Source organism: Streptomyces sp. NPDC046261 (assembly GCF_040646235.1).
In the GTDB taxonomy this organism is placed as follows: domain Bacteria; phylum Actinomycetota; class Actinomycetes; order Streptomycetales; family Streptomycetaceae; genus Streptomyces.
Window position 1 is genome coordinate 1 of sequence record NZ_JBEYZU010000030.1, and the last position, 26,949, is coordinate 26,949.

Sequence of the window (26,949 nt, forward strand, 5' to 3'; positions counted from 1 at the left end):
GCATCATCACCGAACAACACCCCCCGCAGCGAACTATCCATCCGCTCCAGCACCGCATCCAGCGCCTCCGCGAACACCGGGAACCGGCCGTACAACTCACGACCCATCCCCACCCGCTGCGAACCCTGACCCGAGAACAACACCGCCAACGACCGATCACCGATCGCCGCACCACGCGCCACCTCAGCCACCGCACCACCACCGGCCAGCAACACCGCACGGTGCTCGAAAGCCGACCGCCCCGCCGCCAGCGAGAAGCCCACATCGACCGGGGACAGCCCCTCCAAACCCGAGACCCGCTCCAGCTGCTCGGCCAGCGCGTCCTCGGTCTTGGCCGACACCAGCCACGGCACCACGGCCGGCGGCGGGGACATCGACACTGCGGGCTGCTGCTCGGTGAGAGCCTCCGCCGGGGCCGCCTGCTCCACGATCACGTGCGCGTTCGTACCGCTGATGCCGAAAGACGACACGCCCGCCCGCCACGGCCGGTCCACCTCGGGCCACGCCTGTGCCTCTGCCAGCAGCTCCACGGCTCCGGCCGACCAGTCCACGTGCGACGACGGCGCTGCCACATGCAGCGTCTTCGGCAGCACGCCTTCCCGCATCGCCATGACCATCTTGATCACACCTGCGACACCGGCCGCCGCCTGCGTGTGGCCCAGGTTGGACTTCACCGAGCCCAGCCACAACGGCCGGTCCTCCGGCCGTTCCTGCCCGTACGTGGCGAGCAGGGCCTGCGCCTCGATCGGGTCACCGAGTGGTGTGCCCGTACCGTGCCCTTCGACGACGTCCACGTCCGCGGGGGTGAGTCCGGCCGCGCGCAGCGCTCGCCGGATCACGCGCTGTTGGGAGGGGCCGTTCGGGGCGGTGAAGCCGTTGGACGCGCCGTCCTGGTTGATCGCGGACCCGCGCACCACGGCCAGCACCTGATGGCCCTTGCGGCGGGCGTCGGACAGCCGCTCGAGTACGAGCATGCCCACGCCCTCGGACCAGCCCGTGCCGTCGGCGGCGTCCGAGAACGCCTTGCACCGGCCGTCGGAGGCCAGGCCGCCCTGGCGGCTGAACTCCATCAGGGAGCCGGGGGTGGACATGACGTTGACGCCGCCGGCCAGGGCCAGTGAGCACTCGCCGTTGCGCAGGGCCTGGGCCGCCATGTGGAGGGCCACCAGGGAGGAGGAGCACGCGGTGTCCACGGTCACCGCCGGGCCTTCCAGGCCCAGGGTGTAGGAGAGCCGACCGGAGGTGGCGCTGGCGGCGATGCCTGTGCCGATGTCGCCGGTGGCGTCCGCCAGGGACCGGACGAGGAGGTAGGCGTAGTCCTGGCCGTTGGTGCCGACGTAGACGCCGGTCTGGCTGCCGCGCAGCGACACCGGGTCGATTCCGGCGCGCTCGAACGCCTCCCAGGAGGTTTCCAGCAGCAGGCGCTGCTGCGGGTCCATCGACACGGCCTCGCGCGGCGAGATGCCGAAGAAGTCGGCGTCGAAGTCCGCGACGCAGTCGAGGAATCCGCCCTTCTGGCTGACGTGGTTGCCGCGCTGGTCGACGCCGGCGTCCCGCAGGGCGTCGAGGTCCCAGCCTCGGTCCGCCGGGAAGCCGGCGATGGCGTCCGTCCCGGATGCCACCAGGTCCCAGAGGGCTTCGGGGGAGTTCGCCCCGCCCGGGTAGCGGCAGCTCATCGCCACGATGGCGATGGGTTCCGTGGCCGCGGCGAGGAGCTTGTGGTTCTGGCGCCGCAGCCGTTCGGTCTCCTTCATCGAGGACCGGAGGGCTTCGACGACTTTTTCGCTAGGCGTGGTCATTGTCAGCTCCGTCGGTCCCGCTGTCGGTCAGGGAGTTGCCGTTCAGTGCGGCGCGCACGAGGTCGTCGACGCCCATGGCGTCGATCGATTCGTCGTACGCGGCCTCGGTGCCCTCGCCGTCCCCGGCCGCGGTGTCGCTGCCCGCCCGGGTGCGGTCGGCGAGCTTGAGCAGGGGCTCCAGGACGCCGATCTCCCGCAGTTGGGCGAGGGAGACGTTGGCCAGCAGCGACCGGATGCCGGCCTGGTCCGCGTCTTCGGTCTCGTACGCGTCCTCGTCGCCGTCCCGGTCGTTGCCGGCGCCGCCGGATACGAGCTGGTCCAGCATGTGCCCGGCGAGGTCGAGCGGCGTCGGGTGGTCGAAGACGAGCGTGGCGGGGAGGCTCAGGCCGGTGGCGCCGTTGAGCTGGTTGCGCAGCTCGACGGAGCTCAGGGAGTCGAAGCCGAGGTCCCGGAAATTCCGGTCGGCGCCGACCGCGTCCACGTCGCTGTGGCCCAGTACTTCCGCGACCCGGGCGCGCACGATGTCGAGGACGACCGTGGAGCGCCGTCCGGCCGGCAGGCCGGCCAGTTTCTCGCGCAGGGCGGGGCCGGCATTGCCGGCGTCCGGCGTGGCGGTGCCGGTGGTGGCCGTTTCCGTGGGGGCTGGCAGCTCGGCCAGCAGGGGGCTGGGCCTGACGGTGGTGAAGGCGCGTACGAACTGTCCCGGTTCGACGTCGGCGACGACCGTGGTGGCGTCGGCGCTCATGACCACCTGGCGCAGCGCGGTGACGGCCAGGTCCGGGTCCAGTGGCCGGATGCCGGTGCGCTGGGCGAGGACGACCGCCCGGCTGTCGGCGGCCATGCCGTCTCCGCCCCAGGCGCCCCAGGCGATCGAGGTGGCGGCGAGGCCGTGGGCGCGCCGGTGCTCGGCCAGTGCGTCCAGGATGGCGTTCGCGGCGGCGTAGTTGCCCTGGCCGGGGTTGCCCACCGCCGCGGAGGCGGAGGAGAACAGGGCGAACACCGACAGGTCCAGGTCCCTGGTCAGTTCGTCCAGGAGGAGTGCCGAGGCGACCTTGGCGTGGAAGACCGACTCGAACCGTTCCGGGGTCAGGCTGTCCAGCACGCCGTCGTCCAGTACGCCGGCCGCGTGGACGACGCCGGTCAGGGGCGCGTCCTGCGGTATGGCGGCGAGGACGGCGGTCATCGCCTGCCGGTCGGCGCAGTCGCAGGCCGTGATCGTGACCTCGGCGCCCAGTGCGGTGAGCTCGTCGCGCAGTTCCCGTGCGCCGGGGGCGTCGGGGCCGCGGCGGCTGAGCAGCACCAGGTGGCGGGCGCCGGCGGCGGCCAGCCTGCGGGCCACCTGTGCGCCGAGGGCGCCGGTGCCGCCGGTGACCAGCACGGTGCCGGCCGGGTCCCAGGTGCGTACGGCCTGTCCCGCCGGTGCGGGCACCAGCCTGCGGCCGAAGACGGCCGCGGGCCGTACCGCCAGCTGGTCCTCGCCGTCGGAGGCGGCGAGGGCGGCCGTGAACCGGGCGCCGGAGCGCTCGTCCATGACCTCGGGCAGGTCGATCAGGCCGCCCCAGCGCTGCGGGTACTCCAGCGCGGCGACCCGGCCCAGGCCCCAGACACCGGCCTGTGCCAGGCCCGGTACGCGTTCGGAGCCCGACACGGCGACCGCGGCGCGGGTGACGCACCACAGGGGTGCCGTGATGCCGGCGTCGCCGAGGGCCTGCAGCAGTGCGGTGGTGAGCGCCAGTCCGGCGGGCACGCCGTGCGCGTCCCGCGTCGTGTCGAGGGCGAGCAGGGAGACCACGCCGTTGAACTGCCGGCCTGCGTCGGTGTGCTCGCGCAGTCGCTCGGCGAGGGCTTCGCGCTTGGGGTCGGCCACTTCGAGGCGGACCGCGTCGGGGCCCAGGAGGGCGACGACGTCGCCTGCCCAGTCCTGGCCGGTGTGTCCTGCCGGGACCACGGCGAGCCAGGTGCCGGACAGGGCGGTGGAGCGTGCCCTGCTCAGCGGCTTCCAGGTGATCAGCTGGCGCCAGCCGTCCACGGTGCTCTGCTCGCTGCGCCGGCTGCGCCAGTCCTTCAGCGCCGGCAGCACCTTGGACAGGGAGTCGCTGTCGACGTTCAGGGTCTCGACCAGGGAGTCGAAGTCCTCACCCTGGATGGCGGACCAGAACGCGGCGTCCTCGTGGGCCGCGGCGGGTGCGGCGGAGGGCTTGGTCTCCGGCCAGAACCGCTGACGCTGGAACGCGTAGGTCGGCAGGTCGGCCCGGCTCGCCCCGGTTCCGGCGAAGAAGCCGGACCAGTGCGGGCTCATGCCGTTGACGTGCAGGCGGGCCATGGCCGTGACGACCGAGGCTTCCTCACCGCGGTCCTTGCGGAGCGCCGGTACGGTCATCGCCTGCGGGAAGGCGTCGTCGAGGGTCTCCTGGGCCATCGCGCACAGGACGCCGTCGGGGCCGATCTCCACGAAGCGCGTCACGCCGCGCTCGGCGAGGGTGCGTACACCGTCGCCGAAGCGTACGGCCTGACGGATGTGGTCGACCCAGTAGCCGGGGTCGCACACCTGCTCCGCGGTGGCCATTCCACCGGTCAGGTTCGACACGAGCGGCAGGGTCGGCGCAGCGTACGACACGCTACGAGCGACCTGCCCGAAGTCCTCAAGCATGGCGTCCATATGCGGTGAGTGAAATGCATGGCTCACCCGCAAACGCCTAGTCTTTCGTCCTTCGGCGTCGAAACCTTCGGTGATGCGCAGCACGGCGGCTTCGTCGCCGGCGATGACGAGGGCGTTCGGGCCGTTGACGGCGGCGATGGAGACGCCGTCGGTCAGGCGCTCGGCCACCTCGTCCTCGGTGGCCTGGACGGCCGCCATCGCGCCGCCCGTGGGCAGTGCCTGCATCAGGCGGGCGCGCGCGGCCACCAGGGTGCAGGCGTCCTCGAGGGTGAGGACGCCCGCCACGTGGGCGGCCGCGAGCTCACCGATGGAGTGGCCGGCCACGAAGTCCGGGCGCAGTCCCCAGGACTCCACGAGCCGGAAGAGGGCCACCTCGACGGCGAACAGGGCGGGCTGGGTGAATCCGGTCTGGTTCAGCAGCTCCTCGTCGCCGGACATCACCTCGCGCAGCGGCCGGTCCAGTGCGACGTCGAAGCGCGCCAGGACGGCGTCCAGCGCCTCGGCGAAGACGGGGAAGCGGCCGTACAACTCCTGGCCCATGCCGAGCCGTTGCGAGCCCTGGCCGGAGAAGAGGAACGCGGTCTTTCCGCCGGGGACGGCCCGGCCCTGGAGGACCTGCGGTGTGCTGTGACCGGCGGCGAGCGCGGTCAGGCCCTTGAGCAGCTCGTCGTGATCGCCCGCCAGGACCGTGGCCCGGTGCTCGAAGTTCGAGCGGGTCGTGGCCAGGGAGTAGGCGATGTCGGCGACCGGCAGGCCGGGGTGTTCCGTCACGTACGACAGCAGCTGGGCCGCCTGGGCGCGCACGGCGTCCGGCGTGACGGCGGACACCGGGACCGGGGTGTGGCGCTGTGTGCCGGTTTCGGCTTGCGGGGCTTCTTCGCCGGTGGTCGGGGCTTGTTCGAGGATCACGTGGGAGTTGGTGCCGCTGGCGCCGAAGGCGGAGATTCCGGCCCGGCGCGGCCGGCCGGTTTGCGGCCATGCCGTCTCTTCGGTGAGCAGTTCGACGGCGCCTGCCGACCAGTCGACGTGGGTCGACGGCCGGTCGATGTGCAGGGTCCTGGGCAGGACCCCGTGCCGCATCGCCATGACCATCTTGATGACGCCCGCGACGCCCGCCGCGGCCTGGGTGTGACCGATGTTGGACTTGACCGAACCCAGCAGCAGGGGCCGTTCGCGGTCCTGGCCGTACGTGGACAGCAGCGCCTGGGCCTCGATGGGGTCGCCGAGGGTGGTGCCCGTGCCGTGGGCCTCGACCGCGTCCACGTCCGTGGGCGCCAGTGCGGCGTTGGCCAGGGCGCGGCGGATCACCCGCTGCTGCGAGGGGCCGTTGGGCGCGGTGATGCCGTTGGACGCGCCGTCCTGGTTGATGGCCGAGCCGCGCAGCACCGCCAGGACCTGGTGGCCGAGCCGCTGGGCGTCCGAGAGCCGTTCGACGACGAGGATGCCCACGCCCTCCGACCAGCCGGTGCCGTCGGCGGCGTCGGAGAACGCCTTGCACCGGCCGTCGGGCGAGAGTGCGCCCATCTCGCCGAACTCGACGAATGTCACCGGTGTGGACATCACCGTCACACCTCCGGTGAGCGCCACCGAGCACTCGCCCGAGCGCAGCGCCTGGGCGGCCAGGTGCAGGGCCACCAGGGACGACGAGCAGGCCGTGTCCACGGTCACCGACGGCCCTTCCAGGCCGAGGGTGTAGGACAGCCGGCCGGAGAGCAGGCTGGCCGACTGTGCCGTCTGCGCGTGGCCGATGTGGCCGGCGTCGGGGCGGTAGTCGCCGCTGCCGCCGCCGATGAACACACCGGTGTCACCGCCGCGCAGGGCGGCCGGGTCGATCCCGGCCCGCTCCAGGGCCTCCCAGGCGGCTTCGAGCACGATGCGCTGCTGCGGGTCCATGACCATCGCCTCGCGCGGGGAGATCCCGAAGAAGCCGGGGTCGAAGTCCGCCGCGTCGTAGAGGAATCCGCCCTGCTGGGTACGGGTACGGCCCCGGCCGTCCTGGTCGCCGCGGGAGAGCCGGTCGAGGTCCCAGCCACGGTCGGTGGGGAATCCGCCGATGACGTCCACTCCCCCGCTGACCAGCTGCCACAGGTCCTCGGGCGAGCGGACGCCGCCTGGGTAGCGGCAGCTCATGCCGACGATCACGATCGGGTCGTCGGCGACGGCCCCGGCATGACCGGCCGGGCCGGCCGGCGCGGGCCGCCCGCCGTGCGCGTCCTGCGCGTCCTGCTCGCCGAGCAGTTCGGCGCGCAGGTGGTCCGCCAGCAGGGCGGGGGTCGGGTAGTCGAAGACGAGCGTGGCGGGCAGGCTCAGCCCGGTGGCGGTGGCGAGCTGGTTACGGAGGTCGACGGCGGTGAGCGAGTCGAATCCGAGGTCGCGGAACGCCTGTCCGGACGGGACGGCGTCGGCGCCGGCGTAGCCCAGTACCGCCGCGACTTCGGTGCCGACGAGGGTGAGCAGCGGCTCGGTGCGGTCGGCCGGGGCGAGCCCGAGGAGTTCGGCGCGCAGGGCGGAGGCGGTGGTCGCCTTGCCCTGCTCGGCGTCCTGGGTGTCCGTGACGGCCTGCCGGGCCTCGGGCAGTTCCGCGAAGAGGGAGCTGCGGCGGGAGCGGGTGAAGGCCTGTGCGAAGCGGTCCCACGCCACGTCGGCCACGGTGACGGATGCTTCGCCGTCGCCGGTGGCCCGGCCGAGCGCGGCCAGTGCCCGCTCGGGGTCCATGGCGGGCAGCCCGTTGGCCCGCAGGTGCGCGGCGAGGCCGTCCTGGGCGGAGTCCGCCCAGGCGCCCCACGCGACTGATACGGCCCGGGCGCCCTGTGCGCGGCGCAGCTGTGCCACGGCGTCCAGGTAGGCGCTCGCCGCGGCACCGGCGTGCTGGCCGCCGATGCCCCAGATCCCGGAGATCGACGAGAACAGCACGAACGCGTCGAGCTGCCGGTCGCCGAGCACCGCTTCCAGGCTCGCGACGTCGGCTTGGACGTCGGACAGGAACGCGTCCGGCTCCTGCGGTGTGGAGCCGTCGAGTGCCGGCTGCCTGTTCTCGCCCGTGTGGACGACCGCGGTCAGCGGGAACTGATCAGGGACCGAGGCGACGGCTGCGGAGAGCGCCTGGCGGTCGGCGACTTCGCAGGCGGTGACGGTGAGTTCGGCACCCTGGTCGGCGAGCTCGGCCCGCAGTTCGGTGACGCCGGTGCCGGCTGCCGCCGGGTTGCCGGCTGTGTCCTCGGTGCCGAGCAGCAGGATGTGCTCGGCACCGTGCCGGGCGAGCCAGCGGGCGACGTGGCCGCCGAAGCCCGTCACCCGGCCGGTGACCAGCACGGTGCCGGCCGGCTGCCAGGGGGTCTCGGCCGGGGCCGCGGGGACCCGGACCAGTCGGCGTGCGAAGGCTCCGGAGGGCCGCAGGGCGACCTGGTCCTCGCCTTGCGCGCCGGACACGATGGCGCGGAAGCGGTCCACCGAGCGCTGGTCGAGTACGTCCGGTGCGTCGAGGAGGCCGCCCCATCGCGTGGGGTGGTCCAGGGCGGCGACGCGGCCGAGGCCCCAGACCGCCGCCTGGGCGGCGCTCTTGAGCGTCTCGGAACGTCCCACCGACACCGCGCCCCGGGTCACGCACCACAAGGGGGCGTCGATTCCGGCGTCCTCCAGCGCCCGCAGCACGGCATCCGGCCACGCCAGGCCCGTCGGCAGGTCTCCCTGAGCACCGGGCGCGGCGGGCGCGGCGGCGAGCAGGGAGACGACGCCCGCGTACGCGGTGTCGTGGGCGGCGAGCCGCCCGGCGAGTCCGGCGGCATCGGTGACATCGGTTTCGACGCACACCGTGTCGGCGCCGACCGCTCCGACGACGGCGGAGAACCACGCGTCCTCCGCCTGCCCGGCGGGGAGCAGCACCAGCCACGTCCCCGCGGGGGCGCTGCCCGCTGCCGTACCGGTCAGCGGCTTCCACGTCACGCGGTACCGCCAGCCGTCCACGACGGACGACTCGTTGCGCTTGCGGCGCCAGGAGGACAGGGCCGGCACCAGGGCCGACAGGGACGCGTCGTCCAGGTCGAGTGTGGAGGACAGCGACGTGAGGTCCTGTCGCTCCACCGCCGCCCAGAACGCGGCGTCCACGGCGTCCTGGGCGCCGGTGACGGCCGGTGCGGTCGCGCGCTCGGGCCAGTACCACTCGCGCTGGAAGGCGTACGTCGGCAGGTCGACGCGGCGGGCGCCGGTGCCGGTGAAGAGCGCCGCCCAGTCCACGTCGATGCCCGCGACGTGCAGCCCGGCGAGGGCGGTGAGCAGCGAGGTCTCCTCCGGCCGGCCCTTGCGCAGGGCAGGGACGACGACGGCGTCGTAGGCGTCCAGGCTCTGCTGGGCCATCGCGGCGAGGACGCCGTCCGGTCCCAGTTCCAGGAAGGCCGACACCCCGGCTTCGGCGAGCGCCGTGACGCCGTCGGCGAATCGGACGGTCTCGCGGACGTGCCGCACCCAGTACTCGGGTGTGCAGACCAGGTCCGCGGTCGCCGGCTCGCCGGTCACGTTCGACACCAGGGGAATCTCCGGCGCCGCGAACGACAGCCTTGAGGCGACCTGGCGGAACTCCTCCAGCATCGGGTCCATCAGCGGCGAGTGGAACGCGTGACTGACCGACAGACGCTGCGTCTTGCGGCCCTCGGCCGCGAACGTCTCCGCGATCCGGGACACGGCGGCCTCGTCACCGGCGATGACGACGCCGTTGGGGCTGTTGACCGCGGCGATGGAGACGCCCTCGGTGAGGCGGGGCAGCGTCTCGTCCTCGGTGGCCTGGACGGCCACCATGGCGCCGCCCGCGGGCAGCGCCTGCATCAGCCGCGCCCGGGCCGCCACCAGCGTGCAGGCGTCGTCCAGGGACAGCACCCCGGCGACGTGCGCGGCAGCAATCTCACCGATGGAGTGGCCGGCCACGAAGTCCGGGCGTACGCCCCACGACTCCACCAACCGGAACAGCGCCACCTCGATCGCGAACAGCGCTGGCTGCGTGAACCCGGTCTCGTTCAGTGTCTCGGCGGCGTCCTCGCCGAACATCACCTCCCGCAGCGGACGCTCCAGCTCCACGTCGAACCGGGCCAGCGCCGCGTCCAGCGCCTCGGCGAACACCGGGAACCGGCCGTACAGTTCACGGCCCATGCCCGCCCGCTGCGAGCCCTGGCCGGAGAACAGGAACGCCGACTTGCCGGCGACCGCGTCGGCGACACCGCGCGCGGCCTCCGTGACGGCTCCCTCCCCGTCGGCCAGGAGCACGGCGCGGTGGGCGAACGTCGACCTGCCCGTGGCCAGGGAGTATCCGACGTCGACGGTGGAGAGGTCCGGCTGCGCCGCGGTGAACGACGTGAGCCGTTCGATCTGTGCCCGCAGCGCGTCGGGCGTCTTGCCGGATACCGGCCACGGCACCACGTCCGGCACGGTGTCCGGCACGGTGTTCCGCGCTTCGCCGGTTCCGGCGGGCGAGGGGGCCTGCTCGACGATGACGTGCGCGTTCGTGCCGCTGACGCCGAAGGCGGACACGCCCGCGCGGCGCGGGCGTCCCGTCTCCGGCCACGCCAGCTGCTCCTGGACGAGCGACACCGCGCCGTCGGACCAGTCGACGTGCGAGGACGGGGCGTCGACGTGCAGCGTTCTGGGCAGCGTGCCGTGTCGCATCGCCATGACCATCTTGATGACGCCGGCGACGCCCGCCGCGGCCTGGGTGTGGCCCAGGTTCGACTTGACCGCGCCGAGGAGCAGGGGCCGTTCCCGGTCGCGGCCGTATGCCGCGATGAGGGCGTGGGCCTCGATGGGGTCGCCGAGGGTGGTGCCGGTGCCGTGGGCTTCCACGGCATCGACGTCCGAGGGGGCCAGGCCGGCGTCGGCGAGCGCCTGCCGGATCACGCGCTGCTGTGCGCGTCCGTTGGGGGCGGTCAGGCCGTTGGACGCGCCGTCCTGGTTGACTGCCGCGCCGCGCACGATGCCGAGGACGTGGTGTCCGTTGCGGCGGGCGTCGGAGAGCCGTTCGAGGACGAGCATGCCGGCGCCCTCGGACCACGCGGTGCCGTCCGCCGAGTCGGCGAACGCCTTGCACCGGCCGTCGGGGGCCAGCCCGCCCTGTGCCGTGAACTCGACGAAGGCGTCGGGGCTGGACATCACGGTGACGCCGCCGGCGAGGACGAGGGAGCATTCGCCGCTGCGCAGGGCCCGCGCGGCCATGTGCAGGGCGACCAGGGAGGAGGAGCAGGCGGTGTCGACGGTCACGGCCGGGCCTTCCAGGCCCAGCGTGTAGGACAGGCGTCCGGACATGATGCTCGCCGTGTTGCCGGTGGCGACGTGTCCCTGGACATCGGCGGTGCCCCTGCGCAGCACGGAGGTGTAGTCCTGGCCGTTGGTGCCGACGTAGACGCCGGTCTGGCTGCCGCGCAGCCCGGTGGGGTCGATGCCGGCGCGCTCGAGGGCCTCCCAGGTGGTTTCGAGCAGCAGGCGCTGCTGCGGGTCCATCGCGATGGCCTCGCGCGGCGAGATGCCGAAGAAGGGTGCGTCGAAGCGGCCGACGCCCTCCAGGAAGCCGCCTTCGAGTGTGGCGGAGGTGCCCCGGGCGAGGGTGTCCAGGTCCCAGCCGCGGTCGGCGGGGAATCCGGAGATCGCGTCCTCGCCCCGGGACAGCAGGCGCCACAGGTCCTCGGGGCTTTCGACGCCGCCGGGGAAGCGGCAGCTCATGCCCACGATAGCGATGGGGTCGTCGTCGACGGCCCGCGCGGCCGGTGCCGTGGTGTCCTGTTCGGGCATCGAGCCGAGGAGCTCGCTGAGGAGGAACGCGGACAGGGCGAGCGGGGTGGGGTAGTCGTAGACGAGGGTGGCCGGGAGGCGCAGCCCTGTCGTCGCGGTGAGCGCGTTGCGCAGTTCGACGATGGTCAGCGAATCGAAGCCGAGGTCGCTGAACGCCTGGTCGGTGCCGATGCTGTTGGCGTCGGAGTGGCCGAGGACCGCGGCGACCTGGCCGCGCAGGAGGTCCAGGACGAACCGTGCGCGTGCCGTCTCGGACAGGCCGGCCAGCCGCTGTCGCAGCGCCGGCTCGGCCGGGGTCGTACCGTCCGTGCCGCCGCCGATGGCGGTCAGGGCGTGGCGCACCTCGGGCAGGTCGCCGACGAGGGGGTTGGGCCGCAGGGCGGCGAAGACCGTGGCGAAGCGGTCCCAGTCGATGTCGGCGACGGTCAGGGCCGTGTCGTCGTGTTCGATGGCGTGCTGGAGGGCGGACAGGGCGAGTCGCGGTGCCATGGGGGTGAAGCCGCCACGGCGTACGCGGTTCTCGACGCCCGCTCCGTCGACGGCCATGCCGGCCTCGGCCCAGGGGCCCCAGGCGAGCGAGGTCGCGGGCAGGCCGTGGGCCCGTCGGTGTTCCGCGAACGCGTCGAGGAACGCGTTGGCGGCGGCGTAGTTGCCCTGGCCTGCGGCGCCGAGGGTGCCGGCGGTCGAGGAGAACAGGACGAAGGCGCTCAGACCGAGGTCCCGCGTCAGCTCGTGCAGGTGGACCGTCGAGGTGATCTTCGCCCGCAGGACGGTCGAGAACTTCTCGGGTGTCAGGGTGTCGAGGACCGCGTCGTCGACCACGCCGGCGGTGTGGAAGACCGCGGTGAGCGGGTGTTCTTCGGGAACGCCGGCCAGGACGGCCGCGAGGGCGTCGCGGTCGGCGGTGTCGCAGGCGGCCAGGGTGACCTTCGTGCCGAGTGCGGTGAGCTCGCTGCGGAGCTCCTCGGCTCCCGGGGCCTGCGGGCCGCGGCGGCTGACGAGCAGCAGGTGCTCGGCCCCGCGGCCGGCCAGCCAGCGGGCGACATGGCCGCCCAGCCCGCCGGTGCCGCCGGTGATCAGCACGGTGCCGGTCGAGGTGAATTCGGCCGGTGCGGGGCTTTCGCCGACGGGGTGACGGGTCAGGCGGCGTACGAACGTGCCCGAGGGCCGGACGGCGATCTGGTCCTCGCCGTCGGTGCCGGCGAGGACGCCCGCCAGGCGGCGGAGCGTGGTCTCGTCGAGGGTGCCCGGCAGGTCCACCAGGCCGCCCCAGCGCTGCGGCTGCTCCAGCGCGACGACGCGTCCCAGGCCCCATACGGCCGCCTGTGCCGGTGCGGTGAGGCGCTCCGAGCGGCCGACCGCGACGGCCTCGCGGGTCACGCACCACAGGGGTGCGTCGATGCCGGCGTCGCCGAGCGCCTGCACGGCCGTCGCGGTGAGCAGCAGGCCGGTGGGGACGTCCGGCTGTGTGGCCGCCGCGTCCTCGTGCAGGGCGAGCAGGGACAGGACGCCGGTGAAGGCGGTGCCGGACGCGGCCAGTTCCCGCAGGCGGTGGGTCAGGGCGTCCCGGTCGTGGTCGGCGACCTCGACGCGGAGGGTCGCGGTGGCCAGGGCGTCGACGACGGTGCCGGTCCATTCCTGCCCGGCGGTGCCGGCGGGGGCGAGGACCAGCCACGTGCCCGTGGGGTGTGCCGTCGGGGCGCCGGTGAGGGGCTTCCAGACGGACCGGTAGCGCCAGCTGTCGACGGTGGACTGGGCGCGGCGCCGGCGGCGCCACGAGGACAGCGCGGGCACGACGGCGGTCAGTGTGTCGTCGTCGAGTTCGAGGGAGGATCCCAGGGCCGTCAGGTCGGCTCGTTCGACCGCCGACCAGAATTCGGCGTCCACCGGGTCCGCGGGGGCCTGGCCTGGCGCCGCGGAGCCCGCGACGGCCTCCGGCCAGTAGCGCTGCCGCTGGAACGGGTAGGTGGGCAGGTCGACGCGGCGTGCGGCGCGGTCGGCGAACACCCCGTTCCAGTCCACCTTCGCGCCACTCACGTACAGCCGGGCGAGGGCGCTGGTGAGGGCGGGGACCTCGGGGCGTTCGCGGCGCAGCGCCGGGACCCCGACGATCTCGGACGCCTCGTCGAGGGTCTCCCGTGCGGCGCCGGAGAGGACGCCGTCGGGGCCGAGTTCGAGGAAGGCGGTCATGCCCTGGTCGGCGAGCCGGCGCACGGCGTCGGCGAAGCGGACCGTGGCGCGGACCTGTCCGACCCAGTACTGCGGGGAGCACAGCTGTTCGGTGGTGGCCAGTTCGCCGGTGACGGTGGAGACGAACGCGACTGTCGGAGCGTGGTAGGTCACGCCTTCGGCGACGCGGGCGAAGTCCGCCAGCATGGCGTCCATGTGGGGCGAGTGGAAGGCATGGCTCACCCGCAGTCGCCTTGTGCGGCGTCCGTCGGCCGCGAAGTGGGCGGCGATCGCCTCGACCGCGTCCTCGTCGCCGGCGACGACCAGGGAGGAGGGGCCGTTGATGCCCGCCACGGAGACGCGGTCCTCCTGCCCTGCCAGCAGGGGCAGGACTTCGTCCTCGGTGGCCTGCAGCGCGACCATGGCTCCGCCGGGGGGCAGGGCGGCCATCAGGCGGCCGCGCGCCGCGACGAGGGTGCAGGCGTCCTCCAGGGAGAGCACGCCCGCCGCGTGCGCGGCGGCGAACTCGCCGATGGAGTGGCCGGTGACGTAGTCGGGGCGCAGGCCCCACGACTCGACGAGGCGGAAGAGGGCCACTTCGAGCGCGAAGAGCGCGGGCTGGGTGTAGCCGGTGTCGTCGAGCAGCGCGGCCTCGGGCGTGCCCGGCTCGGCGAACAGCACGTCGCGCACGGGGCGGTCCAGCTCGGTGTCGAGGCAGGCCAGGACGGCGTCCAGGGCGTCGGCGTACACCGGGAACCGGTCGTAGAGCTCCCGACCCATCTGCGGGCGCTGGCTGCCCTGGCCGGTGAACAGGAACGCGAGCCTGCCCCGGCCGGTGCGGCCGGTGACGACGTGGCTGTCGGGCGTGCCGTCGCGCAGGGCCTCCAGGGCGCGTACGAGCGTGTCGCGCTCGGCGGTGACCACGGCCGCGCGGTGGTCCAGGCTCGCCCGGCCGGTGGCCAGCGAGCGGGCCAGGTCGGCCAGGGGCAGATCGGGCCGGGATTCGACGAACGACAGCAGCCGCTCCGCCTGTGCCCGCAGTGCCGTCTGCGTACGTGCCGAGAGCACCACGGGTACGGTGCCGGGCTCGGCGGGCGCGTGCGTTTCCGCTTCCTCGGCGGGGTTTTCGGGGGCCTGTTCGAGGACGGTGTGGACGTTGGTGCCGCTGAGTCCGAAGGAGGAGACACCGGCGCGGCGCGGCCGCCCGGTCTGCGGCCATGGGCTCTGCTCGGTCAGCAGGCGGATGGCGCCGGAGGCCCAGTCGACGTGGGAGGAGGGTTCGTCGATGTGCAGGGTCTGGGGCACCGTGCCGTGGCGCATGGCCATGACCATCTTGATGACGCTGGCCACGCCGGACGCCATCTGGGTGTGGCCGATGTTGGACTTGACCGAGCCCAGGAGCAGGGGCCGCTCGCGGTCCTGGCCGTAGGTGGCCAGCAGGGCCTGGGCCTCGATGGGGTCGCCGAGCTTGGTGCCGGTGCCGTGGCCGTCCACGACGTCGACGTCGGAAGCGGTCACGCCCGCGTTGGCGAGGGCCTGGCGGATGACGCGCTGCTGCGAGGGGCCGTTGGGGGCGGTCAGGCCGTTGGAGGCGCCGTCCTGGTTGACGGCGCTGCCGCGGACGACCGCCAGGACCTGGTGGCCGTTGCGCAGGGCGTCGGAGAGCCGCTCGACGAGCACCAGGCCGACGCCTTCGGCGAGGCTCATGCCGTCGGCGGCCTCGGAGTAGGCCTTGCAGCGGCCGTCGGCGGCCATGGCGCGCTGGCGGCTGAAGCCGACGAACGCGTTGGGCGTGGCCATGATGCTCACGCCGCCGGCCAGGGCGAGGGAGCTCTCGCCGTTGCGCAGCGACTGGCACGCCAGGTGCAGGGCGACCAGCGACGACGAGCAGGCGGTGTCGAGGGTGACCGCCGGGCCTTCGAGGCCGAAGGTGTAGGACAGGCGGCCGGACAGGACGCTGGAGATGGTGCCGGTGATGAGGTGGCCCTCGGCGCCGTCGGGGCTCGCCCCGCCGGAGCTGTAGTCCTGGTAGCTGGCTCCGATGAAGGTGCCGGTCAGGCTGCCCCGGAGGGAGGCGGGGTCGATGCCGGCCCGCTCCAGGGCCTCCCAGGCGGTTTCGAGCAGCAGGCGCTGCTGCGGGTCCATCGCGAGGGCTTCGCGGGGGGAGATGCCGAAGAATCCGGCGTCGAAGTCCGCCACGTCGTGGAGGAATCCACCGCGGGTGGAGTACGTCTTGCCGGGCCGGTCGGGGTCCGGGTCGTACAGTCCGTCGGTGTCCCAGCCCCGGTCGAGGGGGAACTCGGTGATGGCGTCGCCGCCCGCGGCGACGAGGTCCCACAGCTGTTCGGGGGAGCTGATGCCGCCCGGGTAGCGGCAGCTCATGCCGATGATGGCGATGGGCTCGTCGCTGGCGGACGTGCTGACCGGCGCCGCGGTCTCGGCGCGCGCGCCGGCGATCTGGCCGCGCAGGTACTCCACGAGCGCGAGGGGGTTGGGGTAGTCGAACACCATGGTGCTCGGCAGGGTCAGCCCCGTCACGGTGGACAGCCGGTTGCGCAGGTCCACGGCGGTGAGGGAGTCGAAGCCGACGTCGCGGAAGGCCCGCTGTTCGGACAGGACGTCGGGCGAGGCGTGGCCGAGGACCGTCGACGCCTCGGCGCGGACCAGGTCGAGCAGGGCCCGGTCCTGCTCGACGGGGGGCAGGGTAAGGAGCCGGGAGACGAACTCGCTGTCCGTGGCGGGGGCGCCGGTCTCCTCCTCCAGCCGCTGGACGTCGGGGACGTCCTCGAACAGCGGGGTGGGGCGCCCGGAGGTGAAGACCGGGTAGTAGCGCTCCCAGTCGATGTCGGCGATCGACAGCACGCTCTCGTCGTGGTCGAGGGCCTGCCGCAGTCCGGCCAGGGCCAGTTGCGGCTCCATGAACACCAGGCCGCTGCGGCGGATCTGTGACGGGTCGACCCGGCCGAGCTTGATGTCGTCGGCCCAGATGCCCCACGACACGGACGTCGCGCACGCGCCGCGGGCGCGGCGGTGCTCGGCGAGAGCGTTGAGGTAGGCGTTGGCGGCGACGTAGGCGGCGTGTGCTCCGCTGCCCCACATGCCGGCGGTGGAGGAGTACAGGACGAAGGCGTCGAGCTCGTCGTCGTCGAGGAGTTCGTCGAGATGGCGGGCGCCTTGGACCTTGGCGTCGACGACCTTGGCGAAGGCGTCGAGGCCGGTCTCGGCGATCGGTGCCAGTTCGATGACGGCGGCGGTGTGGACGACGGTGCGGACGGTGTGGCCGTCGGCCTTGAGCCGGTCGAGGAGGCCCGCGACCGCGTCCCGGTCGGTCAGGTCGCAGGCGACGACGGTGGCGTCGCAGCCCTGCTCGGTGAGCTGCTCGACGAGTTCGGCGGCGCCGGGGGCGTCCATGCCCCGGCGGCTGGTGAGGACGATGTGTCCGGCGCCCTGCTCGACGAGCCAGCGCGCCAGGTGGGGGGCCAGCGTTCCGGTGCCGCCGGTGACCAGGGTGGTGCCTCGCGGCGACCAGGCGCGGGCCGGGGCGGAGTCGGCGGAGGAGGCGCGCACGACGCGCCGGGCGAGGACGCCCGAGGGGCGGATGGCCAGCTGGTCCTCGCCGGTGCGGCCGGCGAGGACGGCGGCCAGTCGCTCGCCGGCGCGCCGGTCGAGCTGCTCGGGCAGGTCGACCAGGCCGCCCCAGCGCTGCGGGTGCTCCAGCGCCGCCGTCCAGCCCAGGCCGTGGATCTGGGCCTGGACGGGCCGGGTCAGCCGGTCCGAGCGTCCGGTGGAGACCGCGCCGCGCGTCAGACACCACAGGGGCGCGTCGATGGCGGCGTCTCCAAGGGCCTGCACGAGGGTGACGGTCAGGGCGAGCCCCTGGGCGAGCCCGGGGTGCCGCTCGTCGGGTGCCTCGGCGTCCGCCAGCAGCGAGATCACGCCGGCGAACGCGGCGGTGTCCTGCGTGCTGGCGAGCTCGGCCAGCCGTGCGGTCAGGGTGGCCCGGTCGCGGCAGGAGTCGTCGAGCACCAGGCGGTGGACGTGCGCTCCGTGCGCGGTCAGCGCGGACTCGACGTCGTCACCGTCGATGCCGTCGGCGGTCACGACCAGCCAGGTGCCCGACAGGGCCGCGGTGGGCAGGCCGCTGAGCGGCTTCCAGGTGGCGCGGTAGCGCCAGGAGTCCACGGTGGAGCGGTCGCGGCGGCGTCGGCGCCAGTCGGACAGGGCCGGCAGGACGGGTGCCAGGGAGCTTCCGTCGACGCGGAGGCTGGAGGCCAGGGAGGCGAGGTCCTCCTGTTCGACGGCGGCCCAGAACTCGCTGTCCGCCGGGTCCGCTCCGCCCTGGGAGTGCGGCTTGGCGGGGATGGCCCACAGGTGTTCGCGCTGGAAGGCGTACGTGGGCAGGGCGACCGGCCGGGTGCCGCCGGCGAAGATCCGGGCCCAGTCCGTGCGCACGCCCCGGACGAAGGCTTCGGCGAGGGAGGTCAGGAAACGGTCGGTGCCGCCCTGGTCGCGCCGGAGCGTACCGAGCACGGCCGCGCGGCCGCCGGCGTCCTCCACGGTCGCCTGGACGCCCATGGTGAGCACGGGGTGGGAGCTGACCTCGATGAACACCCGGTGTTCCTGGCCGAGCAGTTCCCGGATCGCGGGCTCGAACCGCACGGTCTGCCGCAGGTTGCGGTACCAGTACGGGGCGTCGAGGGCGGTGGTGTCGAGCCAGTCGCCCGTCACTGTTGAGAAGAACGGCACCTGGGCGGGCCGCGGCCGCACCGGGGCGAGGGTAGTCAGCAGTTCGTCACGCAACAGCTCGACCTGGGCGGAGTGCGAGGCGTAGTCCACCGCGATCCGGCGGGGGCGGACGTCCTCGGCCGTCAGGGCGGCCATCAGCGTCTCGAGCGGCTCCGGTGCGCCGGAGACGACGACGGCTCCGGGGCCGTTGACGGCGGCGATGGAGAGGTCGCCGTCGAAGGCGCGCAGGCGCTCCTCGACCTCGGCGGCGGGCAGCGGCACCGACACCATGCCGCCGGATCCGGCCAGCACCCGGGCGATGGCCTGGCTGCGCAGGGCCACGACGCGCGCCGCGTCCTCCAGCGACAGTGCTCCGGCGACCGCGGCTGCGGCGATCTCGCCCTGGGAGTGGCCGACCACGGCGTCCGGGGAAACGCCGTGGGAGCGCCAGAGTTCGGCCAGCGAGACCATCACGGCGAACGAGGCGGGCTGGACGACGTCGACGCGGTCCAGGGAGGGGGCGCCCTCGGCCTGGCGGAGCACGTCGACGAGCGACCAGTCGACGAACGCCGACAGCGCGGCCGCGCACTCGCGCAGGCGCTCGGCGAAGACGGGGGACTCCTCCAGCAGGCGTGCGCCCATGCCCAGCCACTGGGATCCCTGGCCGGGGAAGACGAAGACGATCTTGCCGTCGGCATCGGCCGTGCCGTGGACGGCGGCGGCCGACGACTCGCCTGCGGCCAGGGATCGCAGCTCGCCCAGGAGTTCGTCGGTGCCGGTACCGACGACCACCGCGCGATGGTCGAAGACGGTACGCGAGGTGACCAGGGCGTGGCCGATGTCGGCCGGCCTGACCTGGGGGTCGGCCTCGACGTGGGCGGCGAGACGGGCGGCCTGGGCGCGCAGGGCGCCGGGCGTACGGGCGGACAGCACCCACGGCAGGGCGCCGGCCGGAGCGGCCTGCGTGTCGGGGGCCTGTTCCTGCTCCCGCGGTGCCTCTTCGAGGACCGCGTGGGCGTTGGTGCCGCTGATGCCGAAGGAGGAGACCGCGCAGCGGCGCGGCCGCTCCCCCTCCTGCCAGTCGAGGTCCTCGGTCAGCAGGGACACCGTGCCGGGCGTCCAGTCGATGTGGGAGGACGGCTCGTCGGCGTGCAGGGTGCGCGGCAGGGTGCCGTGCCGCATCGCCATGACCATCTTGATCACACCGGCGACGCCGGCCGCCGACTGGGTGTGACCGATGTTGGACTTGACCGACCCCAGCAGGAGCGGACGCTGCGGGTCGCGGTCCTGGCCGTAGGTGGCCTGGAGGGCCTGGGCCTCGATGGGGTCGCCGAGCGCGGTGCCGGTGCCGTGCGCCTCCACCACGTCGATGTCCGCCGTGGTGAGGCCGGAGTTGGTCAGGGCCTGCCGGATGACGCGCTGCTGCGAGGGACCGTTGGGGGCGGTGAGCCCGTTCGAGGCACCGTCCTGGTTGATGGCGGAGCCGCGGACCACGGCGAGGATCTCGTGGCCGTTGCGGCGGGCGTCGGAGAGGCGCTCCAGGACGAGGATGCCCACGCCCTCGGCGAGGGTCATGCCGTCGGCGGCCTCGGAGAAGGCCTTGCACCGGCCGTCCTGCGCGAGGGCGCGCTGCCGGCTGAAGACGATGAACGGGTTGGGGTTGGTCATGACGGTCGCGCCGCCGGCCAGGGCCAGGGAGCTCTCGCCGTTGCGCAGCGACTGGCACGCCAGGTGCAGCGCCACCAGGGACGAGGAGCAGGCCGTGTCCACGGTGACCGCGGGGCCTTCCAGCCCGAACAGGTAGGCCAGGCGCCCGGACAGGATGCTGGGGCTGGTGCCGGTCACCGCGTGGCCGGCGGAGCTGTCGTCGAGGCCGAGCCCGTACTCCTGGTAGGTCGAGCCGATGAACGTGCCGGTCAGGCTGCCGTGGACGGAGACGGGGTCGATGCCGGCCTGTTCGAAGGCCTCCCAGGTCGTTTCGAGCAGCAGTCGCTGCTGGGGGTCCATCGACAGCGCTTCACGCGGGGAGATGCCGAAGAAGCCGGCGTCGAACTCGCCCGCGTCGTGCAGGAAGCCGCCCTGGGTGGAGTACGTCTTGCCGGGCTGGTCGGGGTCCGGGTCGTACAGGTCCGTGCCGTCCCAGCCCCGGTTGACGGGGAAGTCGCTGATGGCGTCCACGCCTTCGGACACCAGGTCCCAGAACTGCTGGGGGGAGCGCACGCCGCCGGGGAAGCGGCAGCTCATGCCCACGATGGCGATCGGCTCGTCGAAGCCGCCCGCCGGTACGGCCGCCGGGGCCGCGGGGGCGTCGCCCGCGCCGAGGATCTGGGTGCGCAGGTACTTCGCCAGTGCGATGGGGGTCGGGTAGTCGAAGGCCATCGTGCTGGGCAGGGCCAGCCCGGTCACCGTGGCGAGCCGCTTGCGCAGCTCGACCGCGGTGAGCGAGTCGAAGCCCGCCTCGCGGAAGGCGCGCCGCTCGCTGACGCCCTCGACGGAGGTGTGGCCGAGGACGACGGCGGCCTCGGCGCGCACAAGGTCGACGAGCGTCCGGTGCTGGTCGGCCTCGCTCAGGCCGTGGAGGCGGCCGGCGAATTCCGAGGCGGCGCGGTCGCCCTGCCGGTCGGGCTGTTCCAGTGCGCGGACCTCGGCCAGTTCGTCGAAGAGGACGCTGGGCCGCGAGGAGGTGAAGACGGGGTGGTAGCGCTCCCAGTCGACGTCGGCGACGGTCACCGTCACGTCGTGCTGGACGACAGCGCGGCGCAGTTCGGTGATGGCGTGGCGCGGTGCGAGGAACCGGAGGCCGCGGCGGAGCAGCTTGTCGGCCATGGCTTCGTGCGTGGCCATTCCGGCCTCGGCCCAGGGGCCCCACGCCACGGAGGTCGCCGCCAGGCCGCGTGCGAAGCGGTGCTCGGCGAGGGCGTCGAGGTAGGCGTTGGCCGCGCCGTAGGCGCTCTGGCCCGCGCTGCCCCATACGCCGGCGATCGAGGAGAACAGGACGAAGAAGTCCAGGTCGTGCTCGCCCAGCAGGTCGTCCAGATGGGCGGCGCCGAGCATCTTGGCGGCCATCATGTTGGTGACGTCGGCCAGTGACGTCTCGGTGAGGGGGGCGGCCTGGCCGACGCCCGCGGCGTGGATGACACCGGTCAGCGGCAGGTCCGCGGGGACGGCTGCCAGGACGCCGGCCAGCTGCTCGCGGTCGGCGGCGTCGCAGGCGGTGATGGTGACGCGGGCGCCCAGGTCCTCCAGCTCGGTGCGCAGGTGCGCCGCCCCGGGCGCGTCGGGGCCCCGGCGGCTGGTCAGGATGAGGTGCCGGGCTCCGCTGCGGGCGAGCCAGCGGGCGACCTCGGCTCCGAGGCCGCCGGTGCCGCCGGTGACGAGTACGGTGCCGTCGGCGGTGAAGTCCTCGGCCTGGGGCAGTTCGTGGACGGTGTGGCGCACGAGCCGCCGGCCGAGCGTGCCGGTGGCGCGGATGGCGATCTGGTCCTCGCCGTCCTGTGCGGCGAGTGCGCTGACCAGTTGCTGGATGGCCGGCGCGTCGAGGACGGGCGGCAGGTCGATCAGTCCGCTCCACGGCTGGGGGCGTTCCAGCGCGGCGATCCGGCCGAGGCCCCATGCGGCGGCCTGGAGGGGGTGGGTGAGCGGGTCGGCGGGGCCGGTGGAGACGGCTCCGCGCGTGAGGGTCCACACGGGGGCGGACAGGCCGGTGTCGGCCAGTGCCTGGGTGAGGACGACGCTGAGGGCGAGGCCGGTCGGCAGTTCGGTGCCGAGCGGGCCCGGCCGGTCGGCCAGCGGCAGCAGGGACAGGACGCCGGAGACGTCCCCGATGGCCTCCAGGCGGGTGGTGAGCTCGGCGCGGTCGCGGCAGGACGCGTCCAGGACCAGTCGCTCGAACTGAGCTCCGTGGCCGCGCAGGGCGTCCAGGATCTCGTCGGCGTCGATGTCCTCGGTGGTGACGGCCAGCCAGGTGCCGTCCAGGACCGGTGCCGCGTTGGCGCGGACGGGCTTCCACTGCACGCGGTAGCGCGCCGCGTCCAGGAGCGACTTCTCGTGGCGGTGCTGTCGCCAGGACGACAGGGCCGGGAGCAGGGCGTAGAGGGAGGCGTGCTGTTCGTCGCGCAGTCCGAGGAGGGCGGCGAGCTCGCCCGCGTCACCGCGCTCGACGGCGCCCCACAGCTCGGCGTCCGCCGGGTCGGCGGCCGGCTGGGCGCCGGTGGCGGCCTCGGGCTCGGGCTCGGGCCAGTAGCGCTCGTGCTGGAAGGCGTAGGTGGGCAGCTCGACGGGGCGGGCGCCGGTGCCGGTGAAGAACGCCGGCCAGTCGACGGTGATGCCGCGTACGTGGAGGCGGCCGAGCGCCGCGACGATCGCCTGCTCCTCGGTGCGGTCGGTGCGCAGCGAGGGGACCAGGTCGGCGTCGGTGTCGTCGCCGAGGGTGTCCTGGGCGAGGGCGGACAGGACGCCGTCGGGGCCGAGTTCGAGGAAGGTGGCGGCGCCGGCTGCCTGTGCGGTGCGTACGCCGTCGGCGAACCGGACGGTGCGGCGCACGTGTTCGACCCAGTAGTCGGGCGAGCACAGCTCTTCTTCGGTGGCGAGCTTGCCGGTCAGGTTGGAGACGACCGGGATGGCCGGTGCCGTGAAGGCGATGCCCTCGGCGACGCGGCGGAACTCCTCCAGCATGGGTTCCATGCGCGGCGAGTGGAAGGCATGGCTCACCCGTAGCCGCTTGGTCTTGCGTCCCCGGTCCTGGAAGTGGGCGGCGATCTCGGCGGTCGCCTGCTCGTCACCGGCGATGACGACGGCGGTGGGGCCGTTGACGGCGGCGAGGGAGACCTCGTGCTCGCGACCGGCGAGCAGCTCGGCGACCTCGTCCTCGGTGGCCTGCAGGGACATCATCGCCCCGCCGGCGGGCAGGGCCTGCATGAGGCGTGCCCGGGCGGCCACCAGTTTGGCGGCGTCGGGCAGGGACAGCACGCCGGCGGCGTGGGCGGCGGAGAGCTCGCCGATGGAGTGGCCGAGCAGGTGGTCGGGGCGTACGCCCCAGGACCGCAGCAGCCGGTAGAGGGCGACCTCGACGGCGAACAGGGCCGGCTGGGTCCAGCCGGTCTCGCTCAGCAGCTGCGCCTCGGGGCTGTGTGCGTCGGCGAAGAGGACGTCCTTCAGGGGCCGGTCCAGGAGGGGGTCGAGCTCGGCGGTCACCGCGTCGAGGGCTTCGGCGAAAGCGGGGAAGCGGGCGTAGAGCTCGCGGCCCATGCCGGGCCGCTGGCTGCCCTGGCCGGCGAACAGCAGGGCCAGCTTGCCCGCGCCGCCGGTCTCGCCCTCGGTCAGGGCGGGGTCGGGGCGGTCGGTGGCCAGGGCGGTCAGGGAGCGCAGGAGTTCGTCGCGGTCGCCGACGACGACCGCGCGCTGCTCGAAGGCGGCGCGGGTGGTGGCGAGCGAGAGGCCGACGTCGGCGGGGTCCAGTGCGGGGTGGGCGTCGATGAAGGACCGCAGGCGGGCGGCCTGTTCGCGCAGGGCGGCGCGGTTCTTGCCGGAGATCGTCCACGGCACGACGGCCGCTGTCGTACGGGCGTCCCGGTGCGGCTCGGGCGGTGTGCCGGGGGCCTGCTCGATGATCACATGGGCGTTGGTGCCGCTGATGCCGAAGGAGGACACACCCGCTCGGCGGGGCCGGCCCGCGTCGGGCCAGGACATCTCCTCGCTGAGCAGTTCCACCGCTCCCGCGGTCCAGTCCACGTGCGAGGACGGGGTGCCGGCGTGGAGGGTGCGCGGCAGGACGCCGTGGCGCATGGCCAGGACCATCTTGATGACGCCGGCGACGCCGGCGGCGGCCTGGGTGTGGCCGATGTTGGACTTGATCGACCCGAGCAGCAGGGGGCGCTCGGGGTCGCGTTCCTGGCCGTAGGTCGCGAGCAGGGCCTGGGCCTCGATGGGGTCGCCCAGTGCGGTGCCGGTGCCGTGTGCCTCCACGGCGTCGACGTCGGCGACGGACAGGCCAGCGCCGGCCAGGGCTTGCCGGATGACGCGCTGCTGCGAGGGACCGTTGGGGGCGGTGAGCCCGTTCGAGGCGCCGTCCTGATTGACGGCGGAGCCCCGCACGACGGCCAGGACGCGGTGGCCGTTGCGGCGGGCGTCGGAGAGCCGTTCGAGGACGAGCACGCCGACGCCCTCGGACCAGCCGACGCCGTCGGCACTGTCCGAGAAGGCCTTGCACCGGCCGTCCGGGGAGAGGCCGCGCTGCCGGGAGAACTCGATGAGGGAGGTGGGGGTCGACATCACCGTGACGCCGCCGGCCAGGGCCAGCGAGCACTCGCCGGAACGCAGGGCCTGCATGGCCCAGTGCATCGCGACCAGTGAGGACGAGCAGGCAGTGTCGACGGTGACGGCGGGGCCCTCCAGGCCGAGGGCGTAGGAGACCCGGCCGGAGGCGATGCTCGGCGAGGTGCCGCTGCCCTGGTAGCCCTCGAACTGCCCGCCGGTGAGGGTCGCGGCGTAGTCGTTGTACATGACGCCGGCGAAGACGCCCGTCTGGCTGCCGCGCAGCGACACCGGGTCGATGCCGGCGCGCTCGATGGCCTCCCAGGAGGCTTCCAGCAGCAACCGCTGCTGGGAGTCGGTGGCCAGGGCCTCGCGGGGGCTCATGCCGAAGAAGGCCGGGTCGAACTGTGCGGCGTCGTGCAGGAAGCCGCCGAAGCGGGTGTAGGTGGTGCCGAGGTGGTCGGGGTCCGGGTCGTAGAGGGCGTCGAGGTCCCAGCCGCGGTCGACGGGGAAGCCCGAGATGGCGTCGGTGCCCTCGCTGACGAGCCGCCACAGGTCCTCGGGCGAGGTGACGCCGCCGGGGTAGCGGCAGCTCATGCCGACGATCACGATGGGGTCCTGGTCGGCGGCGGCGCGGGGAGCGGTGACCGCGACGGCGGCCTCCGAGCCCATCAGCTCGCCGAGGACGTGGCCGGCCAGTGCCGTGACCGTCGGATAGTCGAAGATCACGGTGGCGGCGGTGCGCAGACCGGTCGCGGTGCTCAGCCGGTTGCGCAGTTCCACGGCGGTCAGGGAGTCGAATCCCAGTTCCTGGAACGGCCGGGTCGTGTCGACGTCCGCGGGGCTGGTGTGGCCGAGCACGGCGGCGACCTGGGCACGCACCAGCTCGAGCACCACGTCGGTGCGGTCCGCCTCGTCCAGCCGCGACAGGCGCTGGACCAGGCCGACGGCCGCTTCGGAGCCCGAGAGCGCCGAGCGTCGGGCGGGGGTGCGGATGAGGCCGCGCAGCAGAGGCGGTACGTCGCCCTGGGCGCGCAGGACCGGCAGGTCGAGGCGGACGGGCAGCAGCACGGCGGCACGGGTGGCGACGGCGGCGTCGAACAGCGCCACGCCCTGCTCTTCGGAGAGCGCGGGCGTGCCCATGCGGGCCAGGCGCTCCAGTTCGGCTCCGGAGAGGCCGCCGGTCATTCCGCCGGTGGGGGCCCACGGGCCCCAGGCGAGGGACAGACCCGGCAGGCCCGCGCCGCGCCGCAGCTGGGCGACGGCGTCGACGAAGGCGTTCGCGGCGGCGTAGTTGCCCTGGCCGGGGGCACCGATGGTGCCGGACAGGGAGGAGAAGATGACGAACGCCGCCAAGTTCAGGCCCTGGGTGGCCTCGTGGAGGTTCCACACGGCGTCGGCCTTGGGGCGCAGCACCGCGTGGATCCGTTCGGCGGTGAGCGACTCGATCAGGCCGTCGTCGAGGGTGCCGGCACTGTGCACCACCGCGGTCAGGGGGTGGTCGGCCGGGACGGTGGCGAGCAGTCGCCCGATGGCGTCGCGGTCGGCGAGGTCGCACGCCTCGACGCGGACGTGCGCGCCGTGGTCGCTCAGTTCGGCGACCAGCTCCGCCGCACCCTCGGCCGCGCCGCCGCGGCGGCTGACGAGCAGCAGGTTGCGTACGCCGCGCTCGGTGACCAGGTGCCGGGCCAGCACGCTGCCCAGACCGCCGGTACCACCGGTGATCAGTACCGTGCCGTCGGCATCCCACGGCGCGGCGTCGGGGGCGGGGGTCACGCGGGCGCGCGCCAGCCGTGCGCCGAGCACGGCGCCGTCCCGGACGATCGCCTGCGGTTCGGTGACGCCCAGGGCGTGCGGGGGCAGGGCCGGCCGGGACATGCCGGGTTCGAGGTCGAGGAGGGCGAAGCGGCCGGGGTGTTCCGTCTGGGCAGAGCGCACCAGGCCCCAGACGGCGGCGGCGGCCGGGTCCGGCACGCTCTCACCGTCGGCGGCGACGGCGCCGCGGGTGACGAAGACCAGCCGGGATTCGGCGTAGCGCTCGTCTGCCAGCCAGGTCTGCAGCTGCCGCAGGACCCTAGACGTCAGATCGTGGGCCGAGGCGACCGCTCCTACCGCGCTGTCGCCGGTGAGGGGGGCGAGCACGACGGCCGGGACGGCCGTCTCGCCGTCCTCCGTGAGCTCGAAGGGGTGGACGGGCAGGCCGTCCTGGGCGAGTGTCCCGAGCAGGCCGAAGGGGTCCGTCCCGAGCACACCGACCGAGCCGGGCATGGCCGTGTGACCGCGCAGGCGCGTCCACCGCAGCTCGAACATGGCGTCCCGCACCAGCGGAACCGAGGCGCCGGAGTGCTGGTCGGGCTGTGCCCGCAGCACGAGCGAGCCCACCGAGGCGACGAGGCCACCGGTGGTGTCGGTGACGGCAATGGACACGGCGTCATCACCGGCCGGGGAGAGCTTCACCCGGACCGTGGACGCGCCGCTCGCGTGCAGGGTGACGTCCTGCCAGGAGAAGGGCAGGCCGCCGCGTACGTGCTCGCCGAGGTCGACGAAGGCCGACGCGTGCAGGGTGGCGTCCAGCAG

At 73.9% G+C, this 26,949-nt stretch carries 2 protein-coding genes (1 of these 2 only partly in view); both read right to left on the bottom strand.

The window, feature by feature from the left end:
* Positions 1–1,799: type I polyketide synthase (locus tag ABZ956_RS29405; protein ID WP_361900148.1), on the bottom strand; the 1,799-nt coding region annotated here is incomplete at its 3' end.
* A protein-coding gene (locus ABZ956_RS29410) for a type I polyketide synthase (RefSeq protein ID WP_361900151.1) crosses the window boundary here: on the bottom strand, positions 1,786–26,949 show its 3' portion. The gene runs 3,399 nt beyond the window's last position; the window shows 25,164 of its 28,563 coding nt (coding positions 3,400–28,563); its start codon lies off the right edge, out of view — the gene reads right to left on this strand; the stop codon is at positions 1,786–1,788. The genes ABZ956_RS29405 and ABZ956_RS29410, both read right to left, overlap by 14 nt.